Genomic DNA, 23,926 nt, shown 5'->3' with positions numbered 1-23,926 from the left:
AAACGGACTTATTAAATGCGAAGAATGCTTGGGCCGATTTAAGCTAACCTAAACTACGATAAATAAAAATTTGAGGCATGTTATGGATGATAATATTAATGTAAATTTTAATAATGGGCGCTGTTTTTTCAATGGATTTAATAAGATAAATGATATTAATCCCAAGACCCATAGAGCAGGAGTGAATTATTATAGATTCAATATAATTGGATGTATTTTAGAAAAATTAGGCTTTGCTACTAAAATTAACTGTTTTGTCGATAAAAAGCCAACAGTAATTTTTATAAATACAAAAAGCTTTTTGAAATGGAGGGAGCGGCACTCACAGGATGAATACATAACTTTCAAGGCCCCAGATTTAATAGAGGCAGTCCCTGAAATAATGGAAAAGTTTGAAAAAAGATCACAAAAAGTCTTAAATTTCGGAAATGATTTTGAGGGATCTATAAAATATATTATTAAGAGTTATAACATACTTTCATATGAAGAAGTTATTGCTAAGGCAGAAAAAGAGTTTCTTAATGATGAAGACAAGCAAAGTAAAATAAACCTTCTTAAAGAAACTCTTGACAGATCAGATTATAAGCATTCTTATGCCATGAAAGAAAGACCTGAGATTATAATTACTTTAGGAGTAGACCCTCTATTTTTAGAAAAATTTTTGGGGGCACTTCCTGGAATAAAGTTATGTGGGCTTAAATAAATCATAATAATAAGTAGATACTATATCACTCCCAAGTGTGGCCTTAATGCTTTTTTGAGGTAACTACAAAATTTAACCTAGTCGGATGTTTTAATTGGTCTGCTAGTTTGTAGCTGAGCGATGTATAGGAAGTTTGGCTATAATCTTGCAGACCTCAACCTTTTAATATTTATCCCCAACCTTAAGTTAGCCTTGTCTATTAAATATATTTAAGCATGGTACAACTTAATTTAATCTCGGAAATCACAGCCCGAAATCTCTTTTAATATCTTTCCATTTAACGGTGCCATGCTTTTTAATATCTTCGTCTACACGTTATGCTACCTCGATATCACGCTCATCGTATAGGGCCTCTAGCATTTCTAGATCTTCAATAGGCACTATGGCGGCCAAATCTTTACCCTTATAAGTTAAAATATAGCGATGATGAAAAAATGCTACATGATTGACGATTGCTTTTAGGTCACTCCATGCTTGAGAAAAAGCTTTTCTAGTATTCATATTTTTACCTCTTAATGTCTATTAACAATGTTTCCATTTGTACAAATGTTAATCAAGAGCAGAATTAAAACATGCGAGAAGCTAAAGTGGCATGTTATATTTTAGTAAAGAGAAAGACAAAAGAGATCATAAAACGGCTGCCTTTAAGCCAAGCAACTAACCACATTACCGTTGAATAAAAAACGTTTATTGCCCAATTCTGCGCCTCACATTTCAAATGCAAATAGAGTCGAAAAAAAATGCTTAAGATGCTCTTCATAAGGTTTTACTTCAATATGCGGCCTATAAAAGCTAAGGTCTAAAGACATCTCTGAAGGTTACTAAGAAGAGATTTAACATCTTAGCTCAATTGCATATAGTGTATATTTTATAGTATTCATATCCTAAAAAATAAGATCACTGAAAAAATTTCTTAAATCAAGCATTACTTGTTCTAATGGTATAACTTCATGAGAAATATCTCTTAGAAAGGCCTTCCATTGATCTTGCTTTAGTGAATGATTATAAAAGGCTTCCTCGAATGCTATGGGAGATCTTTTAACAATCGTGCCACGATTCTTGATAATTTGCTGAATGATGAGCTTCAGTTCGTCGCGATCGAAATCGAATTGTTGAATCAATAGCCAGATGTCATAAAAGTCTTTCATGCGGGTATTAGCAAATCCTAAACGAATGATGGATTCAAACTTTTCGGCGATTGAGGTTTGCGGGGTATAGCCTTTCATTGTTGGTGCAGGTAAATCCAAAAGGGTAGGATATTTTACGATAGCAGGCTGAGGCAAGATAGTATCACTAAATCCAAAATCTATCCGCATGGGAAGCTTTGCGGTAAATAGCTTAGCTGAAAATGAAGCACTTATTCCATGATATTCTGCCTCTAACTGGGCCTCCGATAATCTTAACGACTCTACGGCAAATAATAGGCCATCAGGAATTACTTCAGTAGAGCAGATTTCATGGATGATCTTGTGTAAATGGGAAATGGTATTAGAGGTTTTAGCAAGCAGATCAATGTCTACCGTCGGTCGATGGTTCATAGGATTCCAGACCATCAACATCAAACCTCCTTTCAAATAAAAAGAATTTTGATGAGACGAGACACTTAAACGAAATAAAAAGCGTTCAATTGCATAATATTTTAGAATTTCTTGAACAGGTCTTTTTCTTTGCTTAGCCACATTCTTTAGACGGCTATAAATAGATTCATCTAGGTTTTTCTTAAGCTTTTCCATTTCTATTGACTGACTATTGTTTCCATCATGGGATGAAGAATTTTTTCCACGCGGTTTAACTTTGCATATTCATATAATCTATCGATTTGGGTATTCTTACGTTGCCAGTACATTTTTAAGGCTTCAATAACCACCCCTTTGCCAATTTTATTACGAAATTTAATACAGTCAGCTAAGGTCTTTTCAATATTATAGATTTTGATTGGGTATCCTCCTATTAGTATTGTTTCAAGGCCTTGACTATAGACTTTTTCAGAATAGTAAAAGTAACGAATGGGGGGATACTCCAAACAGGACTTTCTAGACTTAAGGGGGAGGGCAACGTAGACAAAGTGGGGAATCTGGGTAGTGATTTCATGGTAGGCCAAAGCTGAAATTAGGCAAATAATACCTTGGGGGATTTTCTTAGATACCAGTACTAAGTCAGGCTCAGAAAAATCAGGTAACTCTGTTAAACGATAGACTCCCTTAGCTAATTGCTCTAAAAGCCCTTCATCTCGCATTTGATATAATGTTCGAGGATGAATGCCTAAACGGATCGCTTCTGCAGTCCTCAGCAGTCCGTGGTTTTTCTTAAAAAGATCAAGGGCTTTCTGTTTTGCATTCATGGATAGTAATGATAGTAAATGTTGACTTTTTACTACATTTTTATCCATTTAAGATTCGTAGTCAAGAGATTTTTTAAAATGAATTCTTAGCAAATTGATGATAAAATATTATTTTATATTCCGATAGTGACTTGGTAACTAGTAAGTAATTAAAAAAATGTTATGGGGTAGTTGCAAATGATAAAGGGGAAATGTAACAAAAATTCTGCCTTTTAGCTGGCTTAGGGTTAAATTTAGAATACTTCATTAAACCTTATCAAGGGAAGGAGCGTTATAACCTATCCCGTAAGCTTTTAGTTGTAGCTAAAGTAAAAGATAGTCACCCCATCTTAAAAAAACAAAAAAATTCTAAAAAAGTAGCCTAGCCAATAAAATAATTTTAAAATACTTAATAACTATAAAATGGGTTCATTAGCTAGGCTAGTCTTGTATGCTGCCAGAAATGCCTGGTACAAAGCATAAAAAATTCCTGAAAATGAATGTTATGTAAGAGCCGGCTAGCTAGAAGAAAGGCTGTTACCTAATTTTTTAGGCTTTAAGGGTTTTTGGTCCCTGCGTTATAAGAAAATTATAGGATTAGGCGCCTTTTGAAACTTGATAGCTCTTTAATAATTTCAGTGAGGATAAATAAGGAGAAGGAGAAGTTGGGGTATGGTTACTAAAACAAATAACTTATCGATGTGGAAAAATTTTCAAGCAACGGTCATCAATTGCCGAAAGTGTCCGCGTCTTGTGGCTCATCGCGAAACGGTACCTGCTAGGCCTCTCTACGAGCATCAAAAATATTGGAGAAAGCCTTTGCCAGGCTTTGGCGATCAACAAGCCTGGTTATTGATTACGGGGCTTGCCCCTGCGGGAGATGGAGGAAACAGGACGGGACGCGTTTTTACAGGCGACGCAACTGCACGTTTTTTAGTCAAAGCGCTTTATGCGCAGGGGTGGGCAAATCAACCTATATCCGAGTCTTTAGATGACGGCTTAATATTAAAGGATTGTTATCTAACGGCAGCGGTCAAATGTTTTCCTCCTAAACATAAGCCTACTCGTCAAGAATGTATGAATTGCCACCCCTACTATATGCAAGAAATAGAAATGCTCTTTAAATTGCGTGTAATCCTAGTACTGGGAAAATTAGCTTTCGATGCCTTTTTATTAGCATTAAAAAAGAAAGGCCTATCCACAAAAGGAATAAAATTTAAGCATGGCGCTTTCTATAGGCTAGAAAATGGCCTTAAGCTTTATTGTAGTTATCATCCTACGCCACGGAATGTCAATACAGGTACATTGACAGAGAAAATGTTTTACGATCTGCTTGAAGAAATTAAAAAAGACAAATGATTGTTTACTTATGCTGATAAAATATTTCAAAATCTGAATTTAAAACAGATTTCTTCCTTTAAGTTCTCTTTTTCACATAGAAGAGAATGCAGCTGCGACAAAGTAGCGAATGGAAGCTTATCCTTTTAAAAATTAAGCCCAAAGATTTTATCTAAAAAATTGTAGATGAGTGAATTTCTCAATAGCCTTTTTAAGTGGTATCTAGACTTAAAAAAGATAACCTGGAGGGCTTTTTAAGTATTTCAGCCAAGGCCTGTTTGATAATCGCTGGGCAGGATCAAGCAGGAGACGAACTTATCATCACCCCTTTGCTTGATAGAAGATTTTATACCCTTTCTGGCAATATTTATGTCTTTACACCTCATTGTTAAAGGGTTACATCAAAGATTTTCTTGTTAGTTTTATGTTTTTACCCTATGCTGAGTTTATCATGCAGGGGTTTTGACCCAAAAATTAAGGAGATAACCACATGCATCCTTTCACTTCTTCTATTACCATTGAGCAATTACCTAATGAAATTTTAACTCCTATCTTGGAGAGTTGTGCCCACCCGTCTTTGCTCGGCGTTTGCGCGAAATGGCACCATATTCTGTCAAATGAAGTAATGGTAAACCTTTATAAAAAGATAGGTCGTGTGCATTTTCCTAAAGGAAACGTTACCGAGCAAGCACTCATTATAGATAAAATCTATCAAATTGATGCTCAGTTTTCGTATATAAAAAAGATAAATGAGATTTTCAGGCATCTTTTTAAATTAGCTAAATCTTTTTCCCCCTCAGAATTTAAATGGAAGACTGAGGAAAAGAGGTACTTGACATTAGCTAACTATTATTCTTACCTAGTCAATATTAATCGTCTTTTATTGTGGGGAGTTCTGGAGGGTGGAAAAGAATATTTAGAGGATGAAAAAATCATACACTTGACCGTAGAAAAAAAAGGAGCTCTTTTTAGACCTTGGCTTGAAAGATATGGTGCAGATATCATAGATTTAAACCTAAAGAAAATGGGTTTGACTTATTTACCGCCCGAGATAGGGTTATTGTCTTGCCTACAAACACTTTCTTTAGCCAAAAACAATCTGACTATTCTTCCACCAGAGATAGGATTGTTATCCAAGCTGCAGAAGCTATATTTAAATCACAATCAGCTCACGGCCCTTCCTAAAGAGATAGGAGCATTATCTCTCTTAGAGATCCTCTACTTGGATCATAACCAACTAACCAGGCTTCCTACTGAAATAGGGCAACTGTCCCAGCTAGATGGTCTTTATCTAGAGTACAACCAACTCATTTCTCTTCCTGCTGAGATAGGCCAGATATCTCAACTACAAGCTCTTACTGTAGAGTACAATCAGCTTACTACTCTTCCTGCTGAGATAGGCCAACTGAGCAAGCTTAAAGTGCTTGCTTTACAACATAATCAGCTTACCATTCTTCCGGAAGAAATAGATCAGCTGTACAAGCTGCAACAATTTAATCTAGAACACAACCAACTTAGCTCTCTCCCTGCTGGGATAGGGAGATTGGGGGAACTAAAAAATCTTTTTGTATACAATAATCTACTTACCTCCCTTCCCCAAGAAATAGGAGATTTATCGCAGCTGCAAGGGCTTCTTTTAGACCATAACCAGCTTAATTCTCTTCCCCCTGTGATAGGGCAGCTAACTGAGCTACAAATGCTTCATGTAAGCAATAATTTCCTTACTTCTCTTCCTCAAGAAATAGGAGGTCTATCTCAACTACAAGAACTTATTTTAGAGCATAACCAGCTTAATTCTCTTCCCCCTGTGATAGGGCAGCTAACTGAGCTACAAATGCTTCATGTAAGCAATAATCTCCTTACTTCTCTTCCTCAAGAAATAGGAGGTCTATCTCAGCTGCAAGAACTTATTTTAGAACATAACCAGCTTAGCTCTCTTCCTGATGAGATAGGGCAGCTAACTGAGCTGCAAATACTTTATGTAAGCAATAATCTCCTTACTTCTCTTCCTCAAGAAATAGGAGGTTTATCTCAACTGCAAGAACTTATTTTAGACCATAACCAGCTTAGCTCCCTTCCTGGGGAGATAGGTCAGCTAAATGAACTAAAAAAACTTTATGCAAACGAAAATTTACTTACCTCCATTTCCCAAGAAATAGGAGGTTTATCTCAGCTGCAAGAACTTGCTATAGTGTATAACCAGCTTAGCTCTCTTCCGGCTCAGATAGGTCAACTAACCGAGCTACAAAAACTTTACGCACACAGCAATTTACTTACTTCTCTTCCTCAAGAAATAGGAGATCTATCTCAATTGCAGGAGTTTATTTTAGAGAATAACCAGCTTAGTTCTCTTCCTGCTGAGATAGGGCAGCTCTCTAAACTACGAAAGTTTAACCTAAGCAACAATTTATTAACCGCACTTCCTAACGAAATAGGGCTTTTATCTAATTTGCAAAAGCTCAATATAGATCATAATCAACTTACCTCTCTTCCTGTACAAATAGGGAAACTATTGAAGTTACAAAAACTTACTTTGAATCATAACCTATTAACCATTCTTTCTGGCGAAATAGAGGATTTATTTCACTTAGAAGAGCTCTCTTTAGAATACAATCAACTTACCTCTCTTCCTGAACAAGTAGGAAAATTGCTTAAGTTAGAAGTTCTCACCTTGGATAATAATCAGCTTGCCAATCTGCCTGCAGCTATGCAATGGCTTATTTACTTGCGAAAACTTTCTTTAGAGTATAATCAACTTACTTCTCTTTTTGATGAGATCGATCGAATGTTTCAGCTGGAAGAACTCACTTTAGATCATAATCAACTCATTTATCTCCCTGCCGAGATAGGAAAACTATCTAACCTTAAGGTGCTTACCTTAAATCACAATCAACTTACCTATCTTCCCCCTGAAATAGGGCAGATGCACCGCCTGCAAGAGCTTATTCTAGAGCACAACCAACTTGTATCTCTTCCTAGTGAGATAGGGCATCTTTGTGAACTCCAAAGGCTTTATGTAAGCAACAATCGGCTTACTTCTCTTCCCAACGAGATAGGAAGGTTATCTAATTTGCAAGAGCTTATTTTAGAGCATAATCAGCTTAGCTCATTGCCTTCCTGCTTAGGAGAGTTATCTAGGCTGCAAATGCTTAACTTAGAAAATAATCTAATAAGTAATCTTGCTGAGGAGATAAACCAGCTATCTGCCAAGCTTCCCTTCCTCGTAGATGCTATGAATGAATGAATCCAATTCTATACTTTAAATAAAGGGGGGCCTTAACTTGTAAAAAATATGGCCTTCCTTTAGCATCCCATGGGTGATTTATCTTGCCTGCTGTTTTCCTAGCTACAAAACTTTTAAGCACTTTTTTAATTTCTCTAGATTTTCATCATTCATTGCACATAAGGGTAGCCTGCAAGGGCCTGCTGCATGGCCTGCTAGATTCATTGCTGTTTTTATTGGGATGGGGTTGGTTTCGATAAACATACTTTTCATGTAGGGAAGCAATTCATAATGCAAAGCACGCGCGGCAGGATAATCTTCTTCTACCATTAGATCGCATAATTTTTTAACCTCTTGAGGGAATAGATTACTTAAAACAGAATAAATACCATGTCCCCCTAGAGCCATCAAAGGATAAGTTAAAGCATCATCTCCTGACATGATGCTAAAATCAGGTCTAATAAGCCTTATACTTTCAATTACATCCATCATCTGTGAAATGTTTCCAGAGGCTTCTTTTACTCCTACTATATTTTCTATGGCAGCCAATCGTTTTAATGTCTCGATCTGTAAGTTTTGACCCGTCCTACCGGGAATGTTGTAAATGACAAGGGGCAGCTTTACCGCTTTGGCAAGAGTAGAAAAATGTTGATATAAACCTTCTTGGGTGGGCTTGTTATAGTAAGGCGTAACCACCAAGGCGGCATCAGCGCTAGCATCTTGGGCAGCTAAAGTGTTTTCAATAGTAGCATGGGTAGCATAGCTACCAGTACCAACCATAAGAAGGCACTTACCTAGTGTTTCCTCTCGGGCGATACTGATGATTTTCGCTTTTTCTTTTTGGCTTAAGGTAGGGGCTTCACCGGTAGTACCTAAGACCACTAATCCTTGAATATGATAAGATAGCTGAAAACGAATATTTTTTCTTAAGCCTTCTTCATCTAATTGTCCTTCTTTATCAAAAGGGGTAATAAGCACGGTATAGGCGCCCCAAATTTTAGGTTTCATTATAATTATTTCCTTGTAAAGGGGAGGTGTTGGAAATGTTTTTTGAGGAGCAGATCATATCCTCTAAAGTAAAAATTCCTTTTTTTCCTACTAGCCACTCGGCTGCTGCCAAGGCTCCTCGCGCAAAGCCTTCTCTGTTCCTTGCCTGATGGGTAATGGTAAGAGTATCCGCAGGGGAGTCAAAGATTATCGTGTGGGTGCCAGGTATAGAGCCACAGCGCACGCTTGAGAAATTAAGTTCATGTGGGGCTATAGGACGATCAACTCTATCATAAAGAGGCGTTTTTTTACGCTGAATTTTTTCAAGCAATATGGAGACTAAGCTTTTGGCTGTTCCTGAAGGGCTATCTTTCTTTTGATAATGATGAAGTTCTTGTCCAGCTACATCATAATCATCAAATTCATTCATTAATTGGGCAGCAGCTTCCACAATATTTTTAAAAAGATGAACTCCAATAGAGAAATTAGGAGAAAATAGAAAACCTATTTGGTGTTCATGAATAAGTTTTTTCACTTCCTCCCCATGCTCTTCCCAGCCTGTTGTTCCCATGACTATATTTTTCTTAAATGGAGCAAGCCTTTGAAGATTGCTTAAAACGGCTTGAGGAGCACTAAAATCTATGCAAATATCCGCTTGCTGAATTAAATTTTCTTTAAGAGAAGAGACAGCCTCGCTGGAGGAGAGTCTGGCTACAATGGTATGTCCTTGCTGTAAGGCGATCTCTTCGATCAGATGTCCCATTTTACCATATCCAATAAGCACAATTTTCATGGCAAACTCCTAGATTGAACCCACAATAGATACAAAAAACGTAAATAAATTTAAACCATTTTTCAGTAATTTTTAGCTTGTTTTTTTTTGTGTTCCTAATAAGTGAGAGAAGCATTCTAAAGGATTGAATCAAGTTAATATCATGCAGCTAGCTTATTAACGAAGGGAATCTGCTTTAATGGCTTGCCATAAGTTCTGCATATGCTGGCGCTGCTCATGAGTTAAAGGATGGAGAACTAAAAAACAATCATCATTTTGTGTGAAAGCAGCTTTAGTCCAATTGGCAGAACCCACTTCTAATGTATGATCATCTAGCCACATGAATTTATGGTGAAGTAATGCTGTGCCTGCACTGTAAAATAATTTAACACGGTGGCTTTTAAGCATTTCTGCTATCTTAGCGCTCGCCCCGTTAGAGGAACTTCTGTCCAGCACCACTTCTACGTTAACACCTCGCTTTTGGGCCTCCACTACTTCCTTAGCCATATCAAAGCGTGTCCAGGTAAACATAGCGATGCGTATACTTTTTTTAGCTTCTCGAATCAGTTGCTTAATACGCACGCTTGCTTTTTTATCATCAGGCAGAAAAGAGATTTGTAACTCTTGGTTGCCAGCCAAGTAGGTGTGGTGAGTAACCTCGCCCTTTCTATCATACTCATGCAAAGTAGAAGCCTTTTCTTTAATAGTGGCAGCAAGCGCTTCATTCTTTAAGGCGACGACAAGATTACCATGCATATTTAAAGATTCATTGGTGAAGTTGGCAGAACCAATCCAGCATTCTATATCATCAATCACTAAGATCTTTATATGCATGAGTCCCTTACCTAAACGCCGAATGAGCTCCACCTGAGGGCCCAATTTTTTGCTAATATAGGGGCATGCCTTGGCATCACAGATAACTTTTACAGGCACACCTTCTTGGCTTTTATGACGTAGGGCGTCGATGATTTCTTCACTCGTCATAGAAAAAATGAGGAGGAGAACAGATTTCTTAGCATTGTTTATAGCCGAAATGTAAGCGTTTTCCAGCTGATCACCCGTTTGATTGGAAAAAAACTTAGGTGTTTCTTCAGCTACAGGAATAGGTTTTATCCATAAAGCATCGTGGAATAAAGCGGTACCGATTAAAAGTAAGCTAGAGATAAGTGTTAAAGCAGACTGGATGAGAAATTTCTCAGAAAACAAGGGAGCTTTACTTTTTCTCATTATGGCATGCTTACGCTAATATTATTAATGCCTATAAGAGCATGATAAAGTCCGGTATGACGTTTTTTTACTTCATCATTCTTAATAGCGATAGCGATCGCTTTTTTGCTTCCGATAATGATTACATGCTTTTGCCCACGTGTCACCCCTGTGTAGAGTAAATTGCGATATAACAAAGCAAAATGGGTAGTATGCACAGGCATAATAATACAGGGACATTGGCTACCTTGATACTTATGCACGGAAACAGCATAGGCAAGGACAATTTCATCAAGATCGGTAAATTCATAAATAATGTCACGATCTTCTATTTGTATAAGAACTTGCTGTTCAAGAATGTCTATCTCTTTGATTACTCCTATTTCTCCATTATAAACCTCTTTTTTATAATCATTGCGGATTTGCATAACTTTATCTCCGACTAATAACTTTCTCCCTGCTCTAAATAAGGGATTGCTATTTTTATTCAGAGTCTCTTGTAAAACGGTGTTTAAGTTATCGGCCCCAATGATTCCTTTACGCATGGGCGTCAACACTTGAATATCATGGAGTGGATCATAGCCATATCTTTGGGGTAGCCTTTGGGCAATAAGAGCGATAATATTTTTTAATACTTCTTCGGGAGTTACAGCTTCAAGGAAGAAAAAATCGCTCTCACTATGGTTATGAATATCTGGAAAGATACCACTATTAATTTTATGAGCATTAGTAATAATACGCGAGCCTGCCGCTTGACGATAAATTTCTGTTAGCAGAGTGACCGAGATTGTTTGCGAGTTAATCATATCACTTAAGACGTTGCCAGGGCCAACACTTGGCAGCTGATTGATGTCTCCCACAAAGATAAGCCTGCATGTATTGGGAATAGCTTTTAATAAACTATACATGAGAAAGGTATCGATCATACTGGCTTCATCCACAATCAGTAGATCGCAATCCAAAGGATTTTCGCGATTACGTTTAAAACCCCCATTTTTAAAATTGTATTCCAATATACTATGAATAGTGGAAGCTTTTTTACCTGTAATTTCACTCATACGCTTAGCAGCACGCCCAGTAGGGGCCATCAGGAGAATTTTATCACTCAATTTTTCTGTAATAGCCAGAATAGCATTTGTGATGGTACTTTTCCCCGTACCCGGGCCACCTGTGATAATATGCAGCTTTTGATAAAGGCAATTTTTTATAGCAATGCTTTGGTTATTAGCTAATTTAATATTTAGCTTTAGCTGAACCCACTCAAGAGCTTTAGGAATATCCACCGCTCTTAAATTACATGCACAGCTATTTAACCTTTTAATTTCACGGGCAATGCCCGATTCGGCTACAAACAGGGACATATTCCAAATAAAAGTTTGTATCTTTTGGTTGTTAACCAGATCGAATAGTTCAATACGCCGTTCATCTTTTAAAGAGGAAATACGGGCCTTAACTTGAGGGCTCTCCACCTCCAGCTTTTCTGAAGCTTCGGCCACAAACTCTTCTAAAGGAAAACAGACATGCCCATCCTTAGATAATTCGGACAAGATAAATTCAATACCGGCATCGATCCTGGGAGAGGCATCGTGTTCCATTCCCATTTTTTTGGCAATAGCATCTGCTGTTTTGAATCCAATGCCTGTAATTTCTTGGGCAAGGATATAAGGGTTTTGCTGAACTTTCTCAATGCTATGATTACCATAATTTTTATAAATTTTTTGCGCATAAACAGGACTTATTCCTTTAGACTGCAAAAATATCATGACTTCTCGTACAGATTTTTGCTCATCCCAACAGGATCTAATTTTTTCAATTCTTTTTTCTCCTAGCCCTTCAATCTCTAATAATTTGTGAGAAGCTTGATCAATCACATCTAGGGTTTCTATCCCAAATTTTTCCACAATGCGTTCAGCATATTTAGGGCCAATTCCTTTGATCAGCCCTGAGCCTAAGTATTTCTTGATCCCTAAAAGATCAGCAGGGGCTTCTACTTGATATTCTTGGCAGATGAATTGCCGTCCATGAACTAGATGCTGCTTCCAATGTCCTTTACAGCGCGCAGTCACACCAGGAAGAGCAGTAGGCATGACTCCAACCACGCACACAAGCTCTTTTAGTTGAGCTGTTTTTAGCTGTGCAACCGTATAGCCTGTCTCTGCATTTTGAAAGGTAATTCTCTCAATGTAGCCAACAACAATTTCCATAAACATTTTGATTGAGCAATTTAAAGATGGATAAACAGGTGAAGAGTTAAAAAATTTACATCTATTCATCTTGTAGTATAGGTGGGTCAGCTACTTTTGAAAAGATCTTTTTTAAATTTTAACTGTTTCTGTCTTAAAGTCTAAAATTAACTACCTCTCTCGATAAGGCCACCTAGCCCATATAAAATGTTGAAAGATAGAAATATCCTGCTATTTTCAGCTCTCTTAATCCTCTTTAAATGATTAAAAGATTGAAAAATTATTAAAAAAATTAATAATACTATTTGTGGCGATAAAGGAGAAAAAAATGCATAGATTAGCTTTTTTGATGGGAATGGTTGTGATAGGATATATGCCTTTAGAGGCAGCAGAGGAACAGAATGTTGGTGAAGAAGAGAGCCAAATAACAGAAGATTGCTATGCTCCAAAGAGGGGGGCCAGATTGTTTTATGGAAGAGCGATAGATAGCCATATGGATGATTTAAATGAAAAAAATTATGGATGGCCAGGCATGCGAGCAGATGCTTTTTATGACCATTTTACTAAATAAAAAATAATAGTTGCTTATCTTTCCTTTGAGGCAAATGTAAAACAAGAAGATAAAAATTAAGCTTAGAATTTTTTTCACTTCAGCTGTAGAGGGGTTATTTTAGACTTTTTTTCTCTACTTAAATGCTAAAGAGCGCACTCCTTTAGAAAATTTTTTTTGTAGAGTGCCTATTTACATTAGCTTACATCTTCAATAAAAAATCTTATCAAATTAACTTTTCATAATTACTCTCATCGTATAATGTGACAAATATTGGGTTAAAAGTATAAGTGAGTAAAGGGAGCTTTTAATTGATCAATAGAATTTATAAAGAAGCTTTAAGCCAAAAAAATTAGAGGTGGAGGCAAATGCTAAGGAGATTAGATGAAGTCTAATAAGCAAAAGCAATTATACGATACGTTATCTAAAAATCATGCTTGTTATGTTCTTATTACCTGCGATAAACCCGTAGAAGATGGTAACATGCAAGTGCAGATGACTTATGAAGGGGACTCTTCTTTAGTTGCTTATCTGCTACAAGGGGCCCAATCTTTTATCGATGAAAAAGAAGAAGAAGCTTTCTTATAAAAAATTAAGCCTTACTTGAAAGTCTTCTTTCCTATTAAATAAGCAGGAGGCCTCTAGTTCTGAGGAGAGAGGTTAAAGAAATATTCTTAGAAGCTTTTCATCTTGCTTAATTAGAAGAAAATATTTATCGCTCAGGAAATTTAGCCTGATCCTGCTTTAATAATGATTGAAAAGAATAAACGCGCATAAAAGCATTTTTTATCGTGTGGCATAAATTTTTTAAGATGAGTTTTTTTGTGAAAGCAAAAGTAATATCATTGATTAATATTCTACGCATAGGGTTCTATTTAAGCTTGCAGAATTTTTTTATCACCACTATTTATAGAGAGAGCTAGCTTCTCTATTGCCTTTAGTTCTGAAATTCGGGTTGTGCCAATAAAGCTTTGCTCTAAATGTTATTAAGCAGGCTCTCACACTTACTACTTTACATTTTGATGAGTTTGTTATAAGGTTGACCCTAATTAATAGACTTTAGAGCATTTTTGTATAGTAATGAACTTAACGCGTGAACGTCAGTTTTTTCTATGGAGCGTGGTAGGTCCACTCTTAGCCTTAGCTACCCTTTTCATCATGCTCTTGCGTCCCACTCCACTCACACCCTTGTTAGCCTTCAGTCTTGTTTTAGGTTTACCTGTTTGCTGGTATTTAAAAAGAGGCGGTCTCATTTTAGCTGGCTTTTCATTAGCATTTTTGCTGTCTTTCTATCATCCGATACTTATTAATTCTCCGGCGTGGCATGGAGGGATTACTTTTTCCATTTTACTTACTTTTTTTATCACCAGTTATAGCTATGATACTGCTTTAGTTCTGATACAAGAGGTTCAATCTCCCTCTTCTGCTACAGAAGAAGGCTTCTTCAAGCTTGAAAATGGGAGGCTAGAGAGCCAGCATGAAAAAGAAAGTCCCCAGGAAAAATTAGAGAAAATTACTCAAGAACTCTATCACTCTCAGCAGAAAAATAATCATCTAGACTCTCTTTTAAAAAGCTCTCAAGCTGAGATTGAGCAGGTAAAATTAGAAAATGAAAAGTATAAGGCTGATGCCCAAGCTATTAAACATGAACTTGAAATAAGATCTTTTAAAGAGGAGCAGCTATTACAAGAGCTGCTGGACAAACGTGGAGAAGCCCTGCAGCTTAGCGATCAACTCGTTGAAATTAATAAAGAGCTAGCTAAGCGAACAGAAGCACTCAAGCTTATGCAGGATGATCCTCCATTAGAAAAGCTTAGGCTGCAATACCAAGCTGACATGCAAAGTGCAAATAAACAACTAGAAGCACTTACTGAGGGGCTAAAAGATTCCCAACAAGAGGCTCAAGCTTTTAAGAAAGAAGTGCATTTACTCACTGCAGAGCTGAATAATCAAGCGGTTAGAAATGAGCGTATGCTAGATGAGCTTTTGGAGAAACGTAAGGAAATCCTTTACATTAAAGATCAACTTCAAGAAGCCCATGAAGAGCTGGAAAAGTGTGCAAGTATCATTGATAGCCATTCTGCAGAAAATATAGAAAATATCAAAAGCCAATATCAACGAGAAATTCAACATTTTGAAGAGCAGGTGAGAGCTCTTTCTCAAGCACTAAAAGATTTTGAAGAGAAAAGCTCCTGGCTAGAAGAGCGATCTGGACAAGCTACCCTTGAGATAGAACTTGCCAAGCAAGAAATTGAGCGTTCTAAGGATAACCTGCAGTTCATGCAAAAAGAGCTAGAGCTTAAAAGTTTTAATGAAAAGAAAGCGTGGGAAGAACTGGAAGAAGAAAAGAAAGCTTCTCTTGAAGTAAAAAAGCAGCTGCAACAAGTGCAAAATGAGCTTAAAGATTGTATTCTTTGTCATAAGAGTGAAACTCAAAATCTTAGCGAGCTAATTAACGCCAAAGATCAAGAGATATTTAACATACAATTTAGCCTGCAGAGTGCTTTAGAAGATTTACAAACGCATGAAAAAGAACTAACTCAGCTTCACGAAGAGAAAATAGCCTATCAAGATCTACAAGAAAAATGGGCCCATCAAATCGAAGACTTGCAACAGGAAAAGATAAGCTTAAATTCTACTCTTATAAAGCTTCAAGGTGAGCTCCAACAGTTTAAGGGTCTTGAGCAAGAAAAAGCGCGGTTAGAAGCGGCCTTAAAGGAAAACATGCAGGAGCTTGAGGCAGCTCGCCTGGCAATAGAAAAAGCAGAGGAAAGTGCTAAGCAGCATGCTAGGCAAGATAAAAAAGAAAAACTTATCCTTCAACCTACACCCAATTCCCATGAAGAGTATGCTTTAAGGCGCCGTGCCGAGGGAATGTACTTACAGCTAAAAGAGCAATTTAATGATAAATCTACCGTTTTAGAGCACACCAGGCAAAAACTTTTTTATGCAGAAGAAAAAATTTCTCAATTACAACTGCTTATTCAAGAAAAAGAGCAGTTTAATGTAGACCCTTATGCCCAACATTTAACGCAACATATCATCCAAATGCAAAACCAATTGGATAATTTAGAAAAAACTTATTATCTAGAGGTAGAGAGTTTAAACGAGATTATTACTAAGCTTAGCTTATAATTTTTTATTCTTATAAAAAAAGGTAAAGCCATCGCCACTTGCTCTAGCTACTAGCTTGCAATGAGGGTAAGCGAGAGTAGGTATATAAAGTAAAAGGGAAGGTGAGGGGAAAATTAAAGATCGTTATCTTTGCCAGTTAGTTAAAATTTCATGCCCCTCATGAGTAATGAGTAAAGTATGCTCAAATTGAGCACTCGCTTTACCATCTTTAGTGCGAGCAGTCCATTCATCCTCTTGGTCAATTATCGCCTCTTGAACCCCTGCATTAATCATAGGCTCGATAGTAAATATCATCCCTGGTGCCAAAGGAATCTGGCTTCCATTATAAGCATGAGGAATTTGGGGGTTTTCATGAAAGTTTATTCCTACCCCATGTCCTACAAACTGATGGACAACAGAACAGTGATGCGCGCGCGCGTAAGCTTCTATTACGTTACCAATTTCTTTGATTTCCACCCCAGGTTTACAAATAGCGAGAGAGCGTTTTAAACACTCATACGCTACTTCCATGACTAACTGTTTTTCTTCTGAGACTTTACCTATGCTAACCATCTTGCTGCAGTCGCCATAGTAGCCTTCAAAGATGCAGGTGACGTCAATATTTAATATATCTCCCTCTTTTAAGGGGATTTTATTAGGAATGCCATGACAAACGACCTCATTAAGAGAAGTACAAATGCTTTTAGGAAAAGGTGGATGGCCATAGTGAAGAGGAGCAGGAATGGCTCCCATCTCTAAATGCAACCGATGCGCAAAATCATTGATTTCCAAGGTGGTAATACCCTCTTTAGCTATTTTACAGGTTTCTTCAAGAATATAGGAAGCTAGATGGCAGGCTCTACGTATGGCTGTGATTTCCTGCTCATTTTTAAGGATGATATTGTATCTTTTTAAATACTCTTTCTTTAAAAGTTGGGAGTGTTCTGTTTCTTTTAATGCAGGGCTAAGATGAGGAAAATGGCATTTCTTCCATTTTTTACCGCTTTTACACCAGCATTCATGATTTCGACCGATCATAGAGTTCCTTAAATCCCCAAAGATAAGCAGTAGACTTTTTGGCAGATTTGATATATCTTATTTTAAGTAAATTTTAAAAAAGGGCTTTTTTTCTCTCCTGAGCATTATAGATGAATGATCGATTGACTTAAAGCCGTTTTTTATTAAGGCCGCTTGGAATAATGTACCCTGGCTACATGCTTGGGTGGCAGATGATATTAACTTGTTTCAAAAAAAATTATTGGGATTATGAAGCCTGCTGATTTGATACCCCCTTTTCCTAAAGATAATAGAAAAGTTACCATCCATGATGGCATATGGTACTTACCCGATAGGCATCTAGCTCAAAATCATTTTGAGTTTCCTGGGTGGTCTCATCCTTCGCTTTTTGGCAATGATCAGCCTGTCAATTTAGAATATTGCAGCGGAAATGGGGCTTGGATAGTAGCACAAGCAGAGGCCCATCCTCATCTTAATTGGGTTGCCATCGAGAGAAAATTTACCCGTGTGCGTAAGATCTGGTCCAAAATTAAAAATGGCTCGCTCAAGAACTTGATTGTTGTTTGTGGAGAGGGGTTGATGGCCACTCGCACTTACTTTCCTTCTGCTAGTATTGCTAATGTATTCATCAACTTTCCGGATCCTTGGCCTAAATTGCGACATGCTAAGCACCGTTTAATACAGCCTCACTTTGTCCAGGAATTAGCTCGGGTGATGCAAACAGATAAAGCTCTCACTTTTGTTACGGATGATATAAGCTACTCGCAAGAAGCGCTTGAAGTTTTCTTGTCAGCCGCAGATTTTAAATCTTACTATTCTCATCCCCACTTTTCTACCGAAGAAGAAGGTTATGGCACTTCTTATTTTGAGGAGCTTTGGCGCTCCAAGGGTAAAACAATTCGCTATCATAGGTTTATTAAAAAATGAGTGTCGAGGAGATCCCTGAAAATACAAAAAGGCTAGTTTGGGATAAACCTTACTTTTATTACCAAGGAAAAATTTTTAAGCCTAAGCTTTATGAATGGCAAGCAGAGGATGAAAAAATCCCTGCTGGCTATAATGTCATTTCACTTAAATTAGATGGCAAAGTGACGGCAAGCCTTGACTGGAAAAAAATAGAAAAGGTTGCAGAAAATTCTTCGAAAGAAGGCTTTCTGCTTTTTTGGGACTTAGATTTAGGTTTATTTGATCGTTTAGAGTGGCCCTTATCTAATCAAACCCAGTTTTTATCTCTGCTTCTTTCTCTCGAGCACTTTCGGGATAATTTATGGAATAAATTTAAAGATCAAACCTTAGGGGTAAACATCTATCGAGGGCCCGTAAACTTTAAATCTCAAATGAGCTGGGATGATGAACTACAATCTAATTATAAAGAATGGAAAACTACGAAGGGTAATGAAAATGATCAATTACCCTTTTCTACCTCTCAAGCATTATTTGCACGTGAGGTGGGAGCAGAATATTTAGCATTTTTAGCCAATCGAATGCCTGATGAAATGCCTATCTTTGTGACTTTAGATAAAGATCTATCGTTAAGCTTAAGTTTAGAAGTTCAGCTAACGCATCGCGAACGATGGGGGAGATTACATCTGCTCGTTAAAAATAGTGAGCTTCCCTACTTATTTAATTTTAAGCCTGCACCTGTAGGTGTTTGCCTCCCTAACTATCAATGGAGAGATCAACAAACCTATCAAGAGCTAGAAGAGATATTACGCGATTTATTAAATGAAAGAGTTGCTTTCAATATTATCCCAGAAAATTATCTTCTTCATGAATGGGAAGGGCTGGACTATTTAGTCGTCATTTCCTCCAGCTTAACAAGGCAAGGTAAGCGCAACCTGCAAGGCTTTTGTGCTGCAGGGGGGACAGTCATTACTGTGGGCTCTTCTCTAGGGTTAGCAAAAGAGATACCGTATGTAAAAAGTGAAAAAGGATCTTTTAGCATGATGAATAATAGGGATGGCGAGTAAGGCAGCCTAACATTCTTTCTCTATTAAGGGTTTGGACAAGAGAAAAGTTTAGTTGATTAGCCTTCCTTTTTAAGCCCCAAAAAAGTAATAAAATTTTATTTATAAATTTTACTTTTGCTCTTCATCATTTATTGTTCATCGGTTATAACAAGGCTATCCTATTCAAGTGAGGTTTTTTTATGTCTATGGTAGAAAAGTGTGGTGTGAACAGTCGGTCATTTGATCATTTTCTTGCTACTGCGAAACTAAAGGAACTAGCCAGGCATCCTTGTGACTTAACGGATCCCCAACTCTTAACTCCAACTCGTTTGCAGCAGCTTAGTGCTGAAGCTTGTGGCATAAAATTTTTGTATGGCACAGAACAAGTAACAGAAGAGGTTATGCAAGCTTTGGTGGAGCTATCACGCGAAGCAGGCGTAATACAAGCGATGAAAAAGATGCAGGCGGGTGAAACTGTTAATAAAATTGAAGGCTTTCCTAGTGAGAATAGAAAGGTTTTACATACAGCGGTAAGAGATTTTTTTGAGGCTCCTAATCAGTCGAAAGAGGCTTCTGAGGCAACAAAAGAGGCTAAAAAGGAGATCGATAAGCTGCAGCATTTTATCAATAAAATTGATAAAGATCAAAGTTTTACAGATTTAATCATGATAGGCATCGGAGGTTCAGATTTAGGACCCAAAGCCCATTATTTGGCTTTGCAGCCTTTGCAGAAAAAGGGCCGAAAAGTGCACTTTATTTCCAATGTCGATCCTGATGATGCCGCCATGGTTCTTAAAGATGTGGATCTGTCTGCTACTTTAGTGGTTTGTGTATCAAAATCTGGGACCACACTTGAAACATTAACGAATGAAGAAATTGTTCGGTCTCATTTCCAAAAAGCTTCCCTTCATCCTCGTAATCATTTTGTAGCTGTTACAGGTCGTGGCAGCCCTATGGATAATCCTGATCAATACCTAGAAAGCTTTTACATTTGGGATTGGATTGGAGGACGTTATTCTACCACCTCGATGGTAGGAGGAGTGATGCTTTCTTTTGCCTTTGGATTTGAAGTGTTTTGGGAGCTACTTAGAGGCGCCAACGCGATGGATAAGGTGGCTTTAAATCCAAGCATCAAGCATAATTTGCCTTTACTAGGAGCTTTATTAGGCATTTGGAATCGAAATTTTTTAGGGCATCCTACCGTGGCGCTTATTCCTTACTCTCAAGCTTTATCACGTTTTCCTGCTCATATCCAGCAGCTTGACATGGAATCTAACGGGAAACATACCGATCGAAGAGGCAATCACGTTAATTTTCAGACAGGGCCTATCATATGGGGTGAGCCGGGTACCAATGCCCAACATTCGTTCTTTCAGCTTATTCATCAAGGAACTTCTCCTATTCCTGTGGAATTTATCGGTTTTAAAGAATCTCAGTATAAAAAAGATTTTTTATATAAAGGGACTTATTCTCAAGAAAAGCTGCTAGCTAATCTTTTTGCGCAAGCCATAGCTTTAGCAGCCGGTCAAAAAGATCCTGAAAATATAAATAAAAGCTTTTTTGGCAATAGGCCTTCTCATATTCTGTTAGCACGTCAGTTAACGCCCCATATTTTAGGCTCTTTACTTGCCTACTTCGAACATAAAGTAGCCTTTGAAGGATTTATCTGGGGGATTAATTCTTTTGATCAAGAAGGAGTGCAATTGGGTAAAATTTTAGCTAATAAAATTGTTGATCAATTTTCTTTTAAAAGAGGGATAGGCGAAAAATCTGAGTTTGCTTTAGGCGAGGCAATGGTTCGCCATTTAGAGACTTTGTAGTGTCCTTAGGGAGAAAATCATGTTGAAAATCGAAATTCCCAAACGTGCCGCGCATTGCATGCATGGCAACGAACCTCTTATTCCAGAGATGGAGTTTTATTCGATCTTGCTTTCTCAAGAAGAAGAATATGAGAGGAAAGACTTTTGCTTAGCTTGCTGGGAAAAATTTGCTAAAGAAAATTTTAGCGCTAGGGCTAAAACGGCTTGGAAAGCTAAAGTCGTTTCGAAAAAAGAGAAGGAAGAGATATCTTTTAAAACACGCGATGAAAAAGCTTTTTATTTATTAAAAAACTTATTGCAATCTCCTTCGGAAGAAGAATGGGCAGAAGCATTCATATTGGCACTTTACCTGGCGCGACGAAAAATTATTTATTTAAGGCAAGAGTTGGCGCAGGAAGATGGATCGGTACTTGCTATTTATGAGGTAGCAGCTACTGAAGAGATGTGGGCTGTTAAACGAAAGCCATTGAGCGGTAGCGACATTGAAGCCCTTCAAGTAAAAATTGCCGAAAAGTTAGCGCGCTAAGCCATGCAGAAATCCTCTTCTAGTCTTTTGGATACTATTTTTGAAGATTTTCTAAGCTATATAGGCTCGGAAAAAGGTTTAGCTGTAAATACTATAGAAGCTTATCAACGAGATATAGCCGCATTTTTTGCTTTTTTAAGCAAGAAAGGCTTTAATGCTATACAACAGGTCGATGAAGAACATCTGATGGATTTCGTGGCCTCTCTGCAAGCAGCAGGATATGCCAGTTCAAGTATTGTACGCAATCTCATAGCCATTAAAGTATTATGTCGTTTTCTAAAAAGAGAGGGGAATCTACCCAGCAATTTCTCCTTATATTTTGCTACACCTAAAGCTTGGCAGCTTATCCCTACAGTGCTCTCTTACGAAGAAATTGAAAGATTATTAGAAGCTCCTGATGTAGAGACTCTACAAGGCTCACGGGATAAAGCTATGCTAGAAATTATGTATGCGTGCGGGTTGCGGGTCTCTGAAGTTTGTAGCTTGAAGATCTATGATGTGGATGATGAGTATGTGCGGGTGATGGGTAAAGGAAAGAAGGAACGTTTAGTTCCTATAGGATTTAAAGCTATCCAAGCTATTGATCATTATCTTCATCATTATCGTTCATTAACAGAGAGTGAAAAATCTAAAGAATTATTTGTTTCTAGTCGTGGAAAACCTATCGATCGAGTGAGTGTATGGAGGATGATCAAAACATATATGAAAAAAGCAGGAATCCTTAAAAATATATCCCCTCATTCTCTTCGCCATTCATTTGCTACTCATCTATTAGAAAATGGGGCTGACTTACGCGTTATCCAAGAAATGCTTGGGCATGCAAGTATCAGTAGTACAGATAGATACACGCAGATCAGCAAATCGCGCTTGCAAAAAAGCTTTGATGAATTTCACCCGCGGGCTTAATTGAATATTAGAGGTTTAAAAAATTAAGAAAATATTTATATATCTTTAAGTAAAAGCCGTTTAGCATTTTCGGCATGATGCTGAAGCTCTAAAAATTCAGGATGGTTGGAGGCATATTCTATAGCCAAATCTAGTGCTTGCAGGGCACTCTCTCTATCATGCAGAGCAAAGAGACATTTAGCTAAATAAAAATAGGGAACGGGGTTATCAATACGGCATATAGCTGCCATTTCGTAAGCATCGATAGCAGCTTCGTAATCTTTGTTAAGTTGTGAGCACATTCCTAACCCCACCCAATATTCATGGTTATAAGGATTAAGAGTGACCAGGAATAAGAAAGCTTGAGCCGCTTCCCCATAGCGACGATGATCAAAGAGGCGATAGGCAGCGCCATAGAATTTAGCCATAGTTTCATCGCTAAATTCTAAAATTTGCTGAGCAGTTTTACCTTGGGCAAGTTGCTTTTTAAGAAGCTTTTTATTTTTAAGCTTCATTTTGACTTTTTTAGTTATCTTAAATTCACCAATATCGTCGCTTTCCATTTTTAACCCCGTTGGGCTGATATTATGAATTTCTTCTTCAGTTTGTCAATAAAACATTTCAGGCTTGTTTCTTATCTTCTGATTTAGCATAATACTTCCTCAATAATAAAGAGGTTTATATGACAACGTTAGCATCTGTCGACTTAAAGAGTGATAGAAGATCTATTCATCTGCCTGTTAATCCTGCATGGCGAGAGAAAGCTTCTCAGGCTTTTTCCAAAGTGAAGGAAGTGGCTAACGTTGTGTTTATTAGCCTACTAACCTTAGCTCTTTTTGCTACCAATCCTGGAATGTGCTTTATTTCATTAGTAATAGGGGTAGCTTTTAGTCAATCGATAGAAAAGGCTGTAAATAGGATAAAAGTATTTCTGTCCGCTTATTCCGTCCCTGTAATTATTGCCTGTTGGGGAATAGGTATGTTGGTATTGCCTGTCTTCCTTGCTACTGCCGCAGTTATTTGGCAAGCCTCATTAGGAAGCTATCTTTATAAAAAAGCTGATGAAAAAATGCTTTATAAAGCTTGAAAGGAATTCTAAAAGTTCTATTTTTCTTTTTATTCACCCCTTTTAATTGGATTAGCTTATAAATAAGGCTAGCTACAAGATAAAAATCATTGTACCAATTTTTTAATGCTTGAAGTAATTAAAACGAGCGAAGAAGCTAGCTATTAATTTATTCCATAAGCGGGCGTGAACTACAAAGAGAAAGGAAGAGGTTATTTGAATAGATTTTAAATTAATACCTCCACCTTAAGTAGAACTGATTATTTT

General features: G+C 37.4%; 21 protein-coding genes. 12 read left to right on the top strand and 9 right to left on the bottom strand.

What is annotated here, in order from left to right:
- Window positions 1–82 precede the first annotated feature (82 nt).
- A complete protein-coding gene (locus NEOC84_RS08490) occupies window positions 83–703 on the top strand; it encodes a hypothetical protein (protein WP_166158073.1) in 621 nt (206 codons plus the stop codon).
- A gap of 315 nt (window positions 704–1,018) precedes the next feature.
- Here the strand turns inward: NEOC84_RS08490 and NEOC84_RS08485 are convergent, their stop codons facing one another.
- The 3 genes from NEOC84_RS08485 to NEOC84_RS08475 form a co-directional block, all read right to left on the bottom strand.
- A complete protein-coding gene (locus NEOC84_RS08485; protein ID WP_166158070.1) occupies window positions 1,019–1,204 on the bottom strand; it encodes a type II toxin-antitoxin system Phd/YefM family antitoxin in 186 nt (61 codons plus the stop codon).
- 383 nt (window positions 1,205–1,587) lie between these two features.
- Complete coding sequence (locus tag NEOC84_RS08480) at window positions 1,588–2,436, bottom strand: nucleotidyl transferase AbiEii/AbiGii toxin family protein (protein WP_166158066.1); 849 nt, start codon at window positions 2,434–2,436, stop codon at window positions 1,588–1,590.
- 2 nt (window positions 2,437–2,438) lie between these two features.
- Window positions 2,439–3,092 carry a type IV toxin-antitoxin system AbiEi family antitoxin domain-containing protein gene (locus NEOC84_RS08475; RefSeq protein WP_207391845.1) on the bottom strand — a complete coding sequence of 218 codons (654 nt, stop codon included), beginning with the start codon at window positions 3,090–3,092 and terminating at the stop codon, window positions 2,439–2,441.
- 603 nt (window positions 3,093–3,695) lie between these two features.
- On the opposite strand from NEOC84_RS08475, the gene NEOC84_RS08470 reads away from it, so the two are divergent.
- Window positions 3,696–4,382, top strand: a complete 687-nt coding sequence (locus NEOC84_RS08470) for a uracil-DNA glycosylase (RefSeq protein WP_242678242.1) — start codon at window positions 3,696–3,698, stop codon at window positions 4,380–4,382.
- A 469-nt stretch (window positions 4,383–4,851) separates the two neighbouring features.
- Window positions 4,852–7,605, top strand: a complete 2,754-nt coding sequence (locus NEOC84_RS08465) for a leucine-rich repeat domain-containing protein (protein WP_166158063.1) — start codon at window positions 4,852–4,854, stop codon at window positions 7,603–7,605.
- Between the two features lie 102 nt (window positions 7,606–7,707).
- Here the strand turns inward: NEOC84_RS08465 and dapA are convergent, their stop codons facing one another.
- The 4 genes from dapA to NEOC84_RS08445 all read right to left on the bottom strand — a co-directional run bounded on the left by dapA (window position 7,708) and on the right by NEOC84_RS08445 (window position 12,753).
- Window positions 7,708–8,592, bottom strand: coding sequence for a 4-hydroxy-tetrahydrodipicolinate synthase (gene dapA / locus NEOC84_RS08460; RefSeq protein ID WP_166158060.1), 885 nt, complete (start codon window positions 8,590–8,592; stop codon window positions 7,708–7,710).
- On the bottom strand, window positions 8,582–9,364 hold the full coding sequence (gene dapB / locus NEOC84_RS08455) for a 4-hydroxy-tetrahydrodipicolinate reductase (RefSeq protein WP_166158057.1): 783 nt from the start codon (window positions 9,362–9,364) through the stop codon (window positions 8,582–8,584). Before dapB ends, dapA begins: the two co-directional genes overlap by 11 nt.
- A 156-nt stretch (window positions 9,365–9,520) precedes the next feature.
- On the bottom strand, window positions 9,521–10,570 hold the full coding sequence (locus NEOC84_RS08450) for a phosphatidylserine/phosphatidylglycerophosphate/cardiolipin synthase family protein (RefSeq protein ID WP_166158054.1): 1,050 nt from the start codon (window positions 10,568–10,570) through the stop codon (window positions 9,521–9,523).
- A complete protein-coding gene (locus tag NEOC84_RS08445) occupies window positions 10,570–12,753 on the bottom strand; it encodes an ATP-dependent RecD-like DNA helicase (protein ID WP_166158051.1) in 2,184 nt (727 codons plus the stop codon). The genes NEOC84_RS08450 and NEOC84_RS08445 overlap by 1 nt, the downstream gene beginning before the upstream one ends.
- Before the next feature lie 307 nt (window positions 12,754–13,060).
- Here NEOC84_RS08445 and NEOC84_RS08440 point away from each other — a divergent pair, with 307 nt between their 5' ends.
- The 3 genes from NEOC84_RS08440 (at window position 13,061) to NEOC84_RS08430 (ending at window position 16,417) form a co-directional block, all read left to right on the top strand.
- Window positions 13,061–13,303 (top strand): hypothetical protein, encoded by a 243-nt coding sequence (locus NEOC84_RS08440; protein ID WP_166158048.1) that lies wholly within the window; start codon window positions 13,061–13,063, stop codon window positions 13,301–13,303.
- A 363-nt stretch (window positions 13,304–13,666) separates the two neighbouring features.
- On the top strand, window positions 13,667–13,870 hold the full coding sequence (locus tag NEOC84_RS08435; protein ID WP_166158045.1) for a hypothetical protein: 204 nt from the start codon (window positions 13,667–13,669) through the stop codon (window positions 13,868–13,870).
- 492 nt (window positions 13,871–14,362) lie between these two features.
- Window positions 14,363–16,417, top strand: a complete 2,055-nt coding sequence (locus NEOC84_RS08430) for a hypothetical protein (protein ID WP_166158042.1) — start codon at window positions 14,363–14,365, stop codon at window positions 16,415–16,417.
- Between the two features lie 123 nt (window positions 16,418–16,540).
- Here the strand turns inward: NEOC84_RS08430 and NEOC84_RS08425 are convergent, their stop codons facing one another.
- Window positions 16,541–17,431: a methionyl aminopeptidase gene (locus NEOC84_RS08425; protein ID WP_166158119.1), complete on the bottom strand. Its 891-nt coding sequence runs from the start codon at window positions 17,429–17,431 to the stop codon at window positions 16,541–16,543.
- Window positions 17,432–17,662: 231 nt separating this feature from the next.
- Between NEOC84_RS08425 and trmB the strand changes: the two genes are divergently transcribed.
- From trmB to xerD, 5 genes are all read left to right on the top strand, one after another.
- Complete coding sequence (gene trmB, locus NEOC84_RS08420) at window positions 17,663–18,340, top strand: tRNA (guanosine(46)-N7)-methyltransferase TrmB (RefSeq protein ID WP_166158039.1); 678 nt, start codon at window positions 17,663–17,665, stop codon at window positions 18,338–18,340.
- Window positions 18,337–19,383: a hypothetical protein gene (locus tag NEOC84_RS08415; protein WP_166158036.1), complete on the top strand. Its 1,047-nt coding sequence runs from the start codon at window positions 18,337–18,339 to the stop codon at window positions 19,381–19,383. The genes trmB and NEOC84_RS08415 overlap by 4 nt, the downstream gene beginning before the upstream one ends.
- Before the next feature lie 185 nt (window positions 19,384–19,568).
- Window positions 19,569–21,182 carry a glucose-6-phosphate isomerase gene (locus NEOC84_RS08410; protein WP_207391846.1) on the top strand — a complete coding sequence of 538 codons (1,614 nt, stop codon included), beginning with the start codon at window positions 19,569–19,571 and terminating at the stop codon, window positions 21,180–21,182.
- A 19-nt stretch (window positions 21,183–21,201) separates the two neighbouring features.
- Window positions 21,202–21,708, top strand: a complete 507-nt coding sequence (locus NEOC84_RS08405; RefSeq protein WP_166158030.1) for a hypothetical protein — start codon at window positions 21,202–21,204, stop codon at window positions 21,706–21,708.
- Window positions 21,709–21,711: 3 nt separating this feature from the next.
- Window positions 21,712–22,614, top strand: a complete 903-nt coding sequence (gene xerD / locus NEOC84_RS08400; RefSeq protein ID WP_166158027.1) for a site-specific tyrosine recombinase XerD — start codon at window positions 21,712–21,714, stop codon at window positions 22,612–22,614.
- Window positions 22,615–22,649: 35 nt separating this feature from the next.
- Here the strand turns inward: xerD and NEOC84_RS08395 are convergent, their stop codons facing one another.
- The gene (locus NEOC84_RS08395) at window positions 22,650–23,156 is read right to left on the bottom strand and encodes a SycD/LcrH family type III secretion system chaperone (RefSeq protein ID WP_166158024.1); all 507 of its coding nucleotides are present in this window, start codon (window positions 23,154–23,156) and stop codon (window positions 22,650–22,652) included.
- A gap of 119 nt (window positions 23,157–23,275) precedes the next feature.
- Between NEOC84_RS08395 and NEOC84_RS08390 the strand changes: the two genes are divergently transcribed.
- Window positions 23,276–23,680 carry a hypothetical protein gene (locus NEOC84_RS08390; protein WP_166158021.1) on the top strand — a complete coding sequence of 135 codons (405 nt, stop codon included), beginning with the start codon at window positions 23,276–23,278 and terminating at the stop codon, window positions 23,678–23,680.
- Window positions 23,681–23,926: the final 246 nt, after the last annotated feature.

The sequence above is a fragment of the Neochlamydia sp. AcF84 genome (assembly GCF_011087585.1).
Taxonomy (GTDB): domain Bacteria; phylum Chlamydiota; class Chlamydiia; order Chlamydiales; family Parachlamydiaceae; genus Neochlamydia.
Note: the sequence above shows the minus strand (reverse complement) of the source record. Positions and strands in the feature narration are given on the sequence as shown.

What these genes read in the sequence shown, in the direction of transcription:
- dapB (WP_166158057.1), bottom strand. Translation starts at nt 9,364, where the DNA reads ATGAAAATTGTGCTTATTGGATATGGTAAAATGGGACATCTGATCGAA.
- NEOC84_RS08415 (WP_166158036.1), top strand. Translation starts at nt 18,337, where the DNA reads ATGAGTGTCGAGGAGATCCCTGAAAATACAAAAAGGCTAGTTTGGGAT.
- NEOC84_RS08450 (WP_166158054.1), bottom strand. Translation starts at nt 10,570, where the DNA reads ATGAGAAAAAGTAAAGCTCCCTTGTTTTCTGAGAAATTTCTCATCCAG.
- NEOC84_RS08485 (WP_166158070.1), bottom strand. Translation starts at nt 1,204, where the DNA reads ATGAATACTAGAAAAGCTTTTTCTCAAGCATGGAGTGACCTAAAAGCA.
- NEOC84_RS08445 (WP_166158051.1), bottom strand. Translation starts at nt 12,753, where the DNA reads ATGGAAATTGTTGTTGGCTACATTGAGAGAATTACCTTTCAAAATGCA.
- NEOC84_RS08410 (WP_207391846.1), top strand. Translation starts at nt 19,569, where the DNA reads ATGGTAGAAAAGTGTGGTGTGAACAGTCGGTCATTTGATCATTTTCTT.
- NEOC84_RS08435 (WP_166158045.1), top strand. Translation starts at nt 13,667, where the DNA reads ATGAAGTCTAATAAGCAAAAGCAATTATACGATACGTTATCTAAAAAT.
- NEOC84_RS08490 (WP_166158073.1), top strand. Translation starts at nt 83, where the DNA reads ATGGATGATAATATTAATGTAAATTTTAATAATGGGCGCTGTTTTTTC.
- NEOC84_RS08440 (WP_166158048.1), top strand. Translation starts at nt 13,061, where the DNA reads ATGCATAGATTAGCTTTTTTGATGGGAATGGTTGTGATAGGATATATG.
- NEOC84_RS08465 (WP_166158063.1), top strand. Translation starts at nt 4,852, where the DNA reads ATGCATCCTTTCACTTCTTCTATTACCATTGAGCAATTACCTAATGAA.
- dapA (WP_166158060.1), bottom strand. Translation starts at nt 8,592, where the DNA reads ATGAAACCTAAAATTTGGGGCGCCTATACCGTGCTTATTACCCCTTTT.
- NEOC84_RS08405 (WP_166158030.1), top strand. Translation starts at nt 21,202, where the DNA reads ATGTTGAAAATCGAAATTCCCAAACGTGCCGCGCATTGCATGCATGGC.
- xerD (WP_166158027.1), top strand. Translation starts at nt 21,712, where the DNA reads ATGCAGAAATCCTCTTCTAGTCTTTTGGATACTATTTTTGAAGATTTT.
- NEOC84_RS08470 (WP_242678242.1), top strand. Translation starts at nt 3,696, where the DNA reads ATGGTTACTAAAACAAATAACTTATCGATGTGGAAAAATTTTCAAGCA.
- trmB (WP_166158039.1), top strand. Translation starts at nt 17,663, where the DNA reads ATGAAGCCTGCTGATTTGATACCCCCTTTTCCTAAAGATAATAGAAAA.
- NEOC84_RS08475 (WP_207391845.1), bottom strand. Translation starts at nt 3,092, where the DNA reads ATGGATAAAAATGTAGTAAAAAGTCAACATTTACTATCATTACTATCC.
- NEOC84_RS08480 (WP_166158066.1), bottom strand. Translation starts at nt 2,436, where the DNA reads ATGGAAAAGCTTAAGAAAAACCTAGATGAATCTATTTATAGCCGTCTA.
- NEOC84_RS08395 (WP_166158024.1), bottom strand. Translation starts at nt 23,156, where the DNA reads ATGGAAAGCGACGATATTGGTGAATTTAAGATAACTAAAAAAGTCAAA.
- NEOC84_RS08430 (WP_166158042.1), top strand. Translation starts at nt 14,363, where the DNA reads ATGAACTTAACGCGTGAACGTCAGTTTTTTCTATGGAGCGTGGTAGGT.
- NEOC84_RS08390 (WP_166158021.1), top strand. Translation starts at nt 23,276, where the DNA reads ATGACAACGTTAGCATCTGTCGACTTAAAGAGTGATAGAAGATCTATT.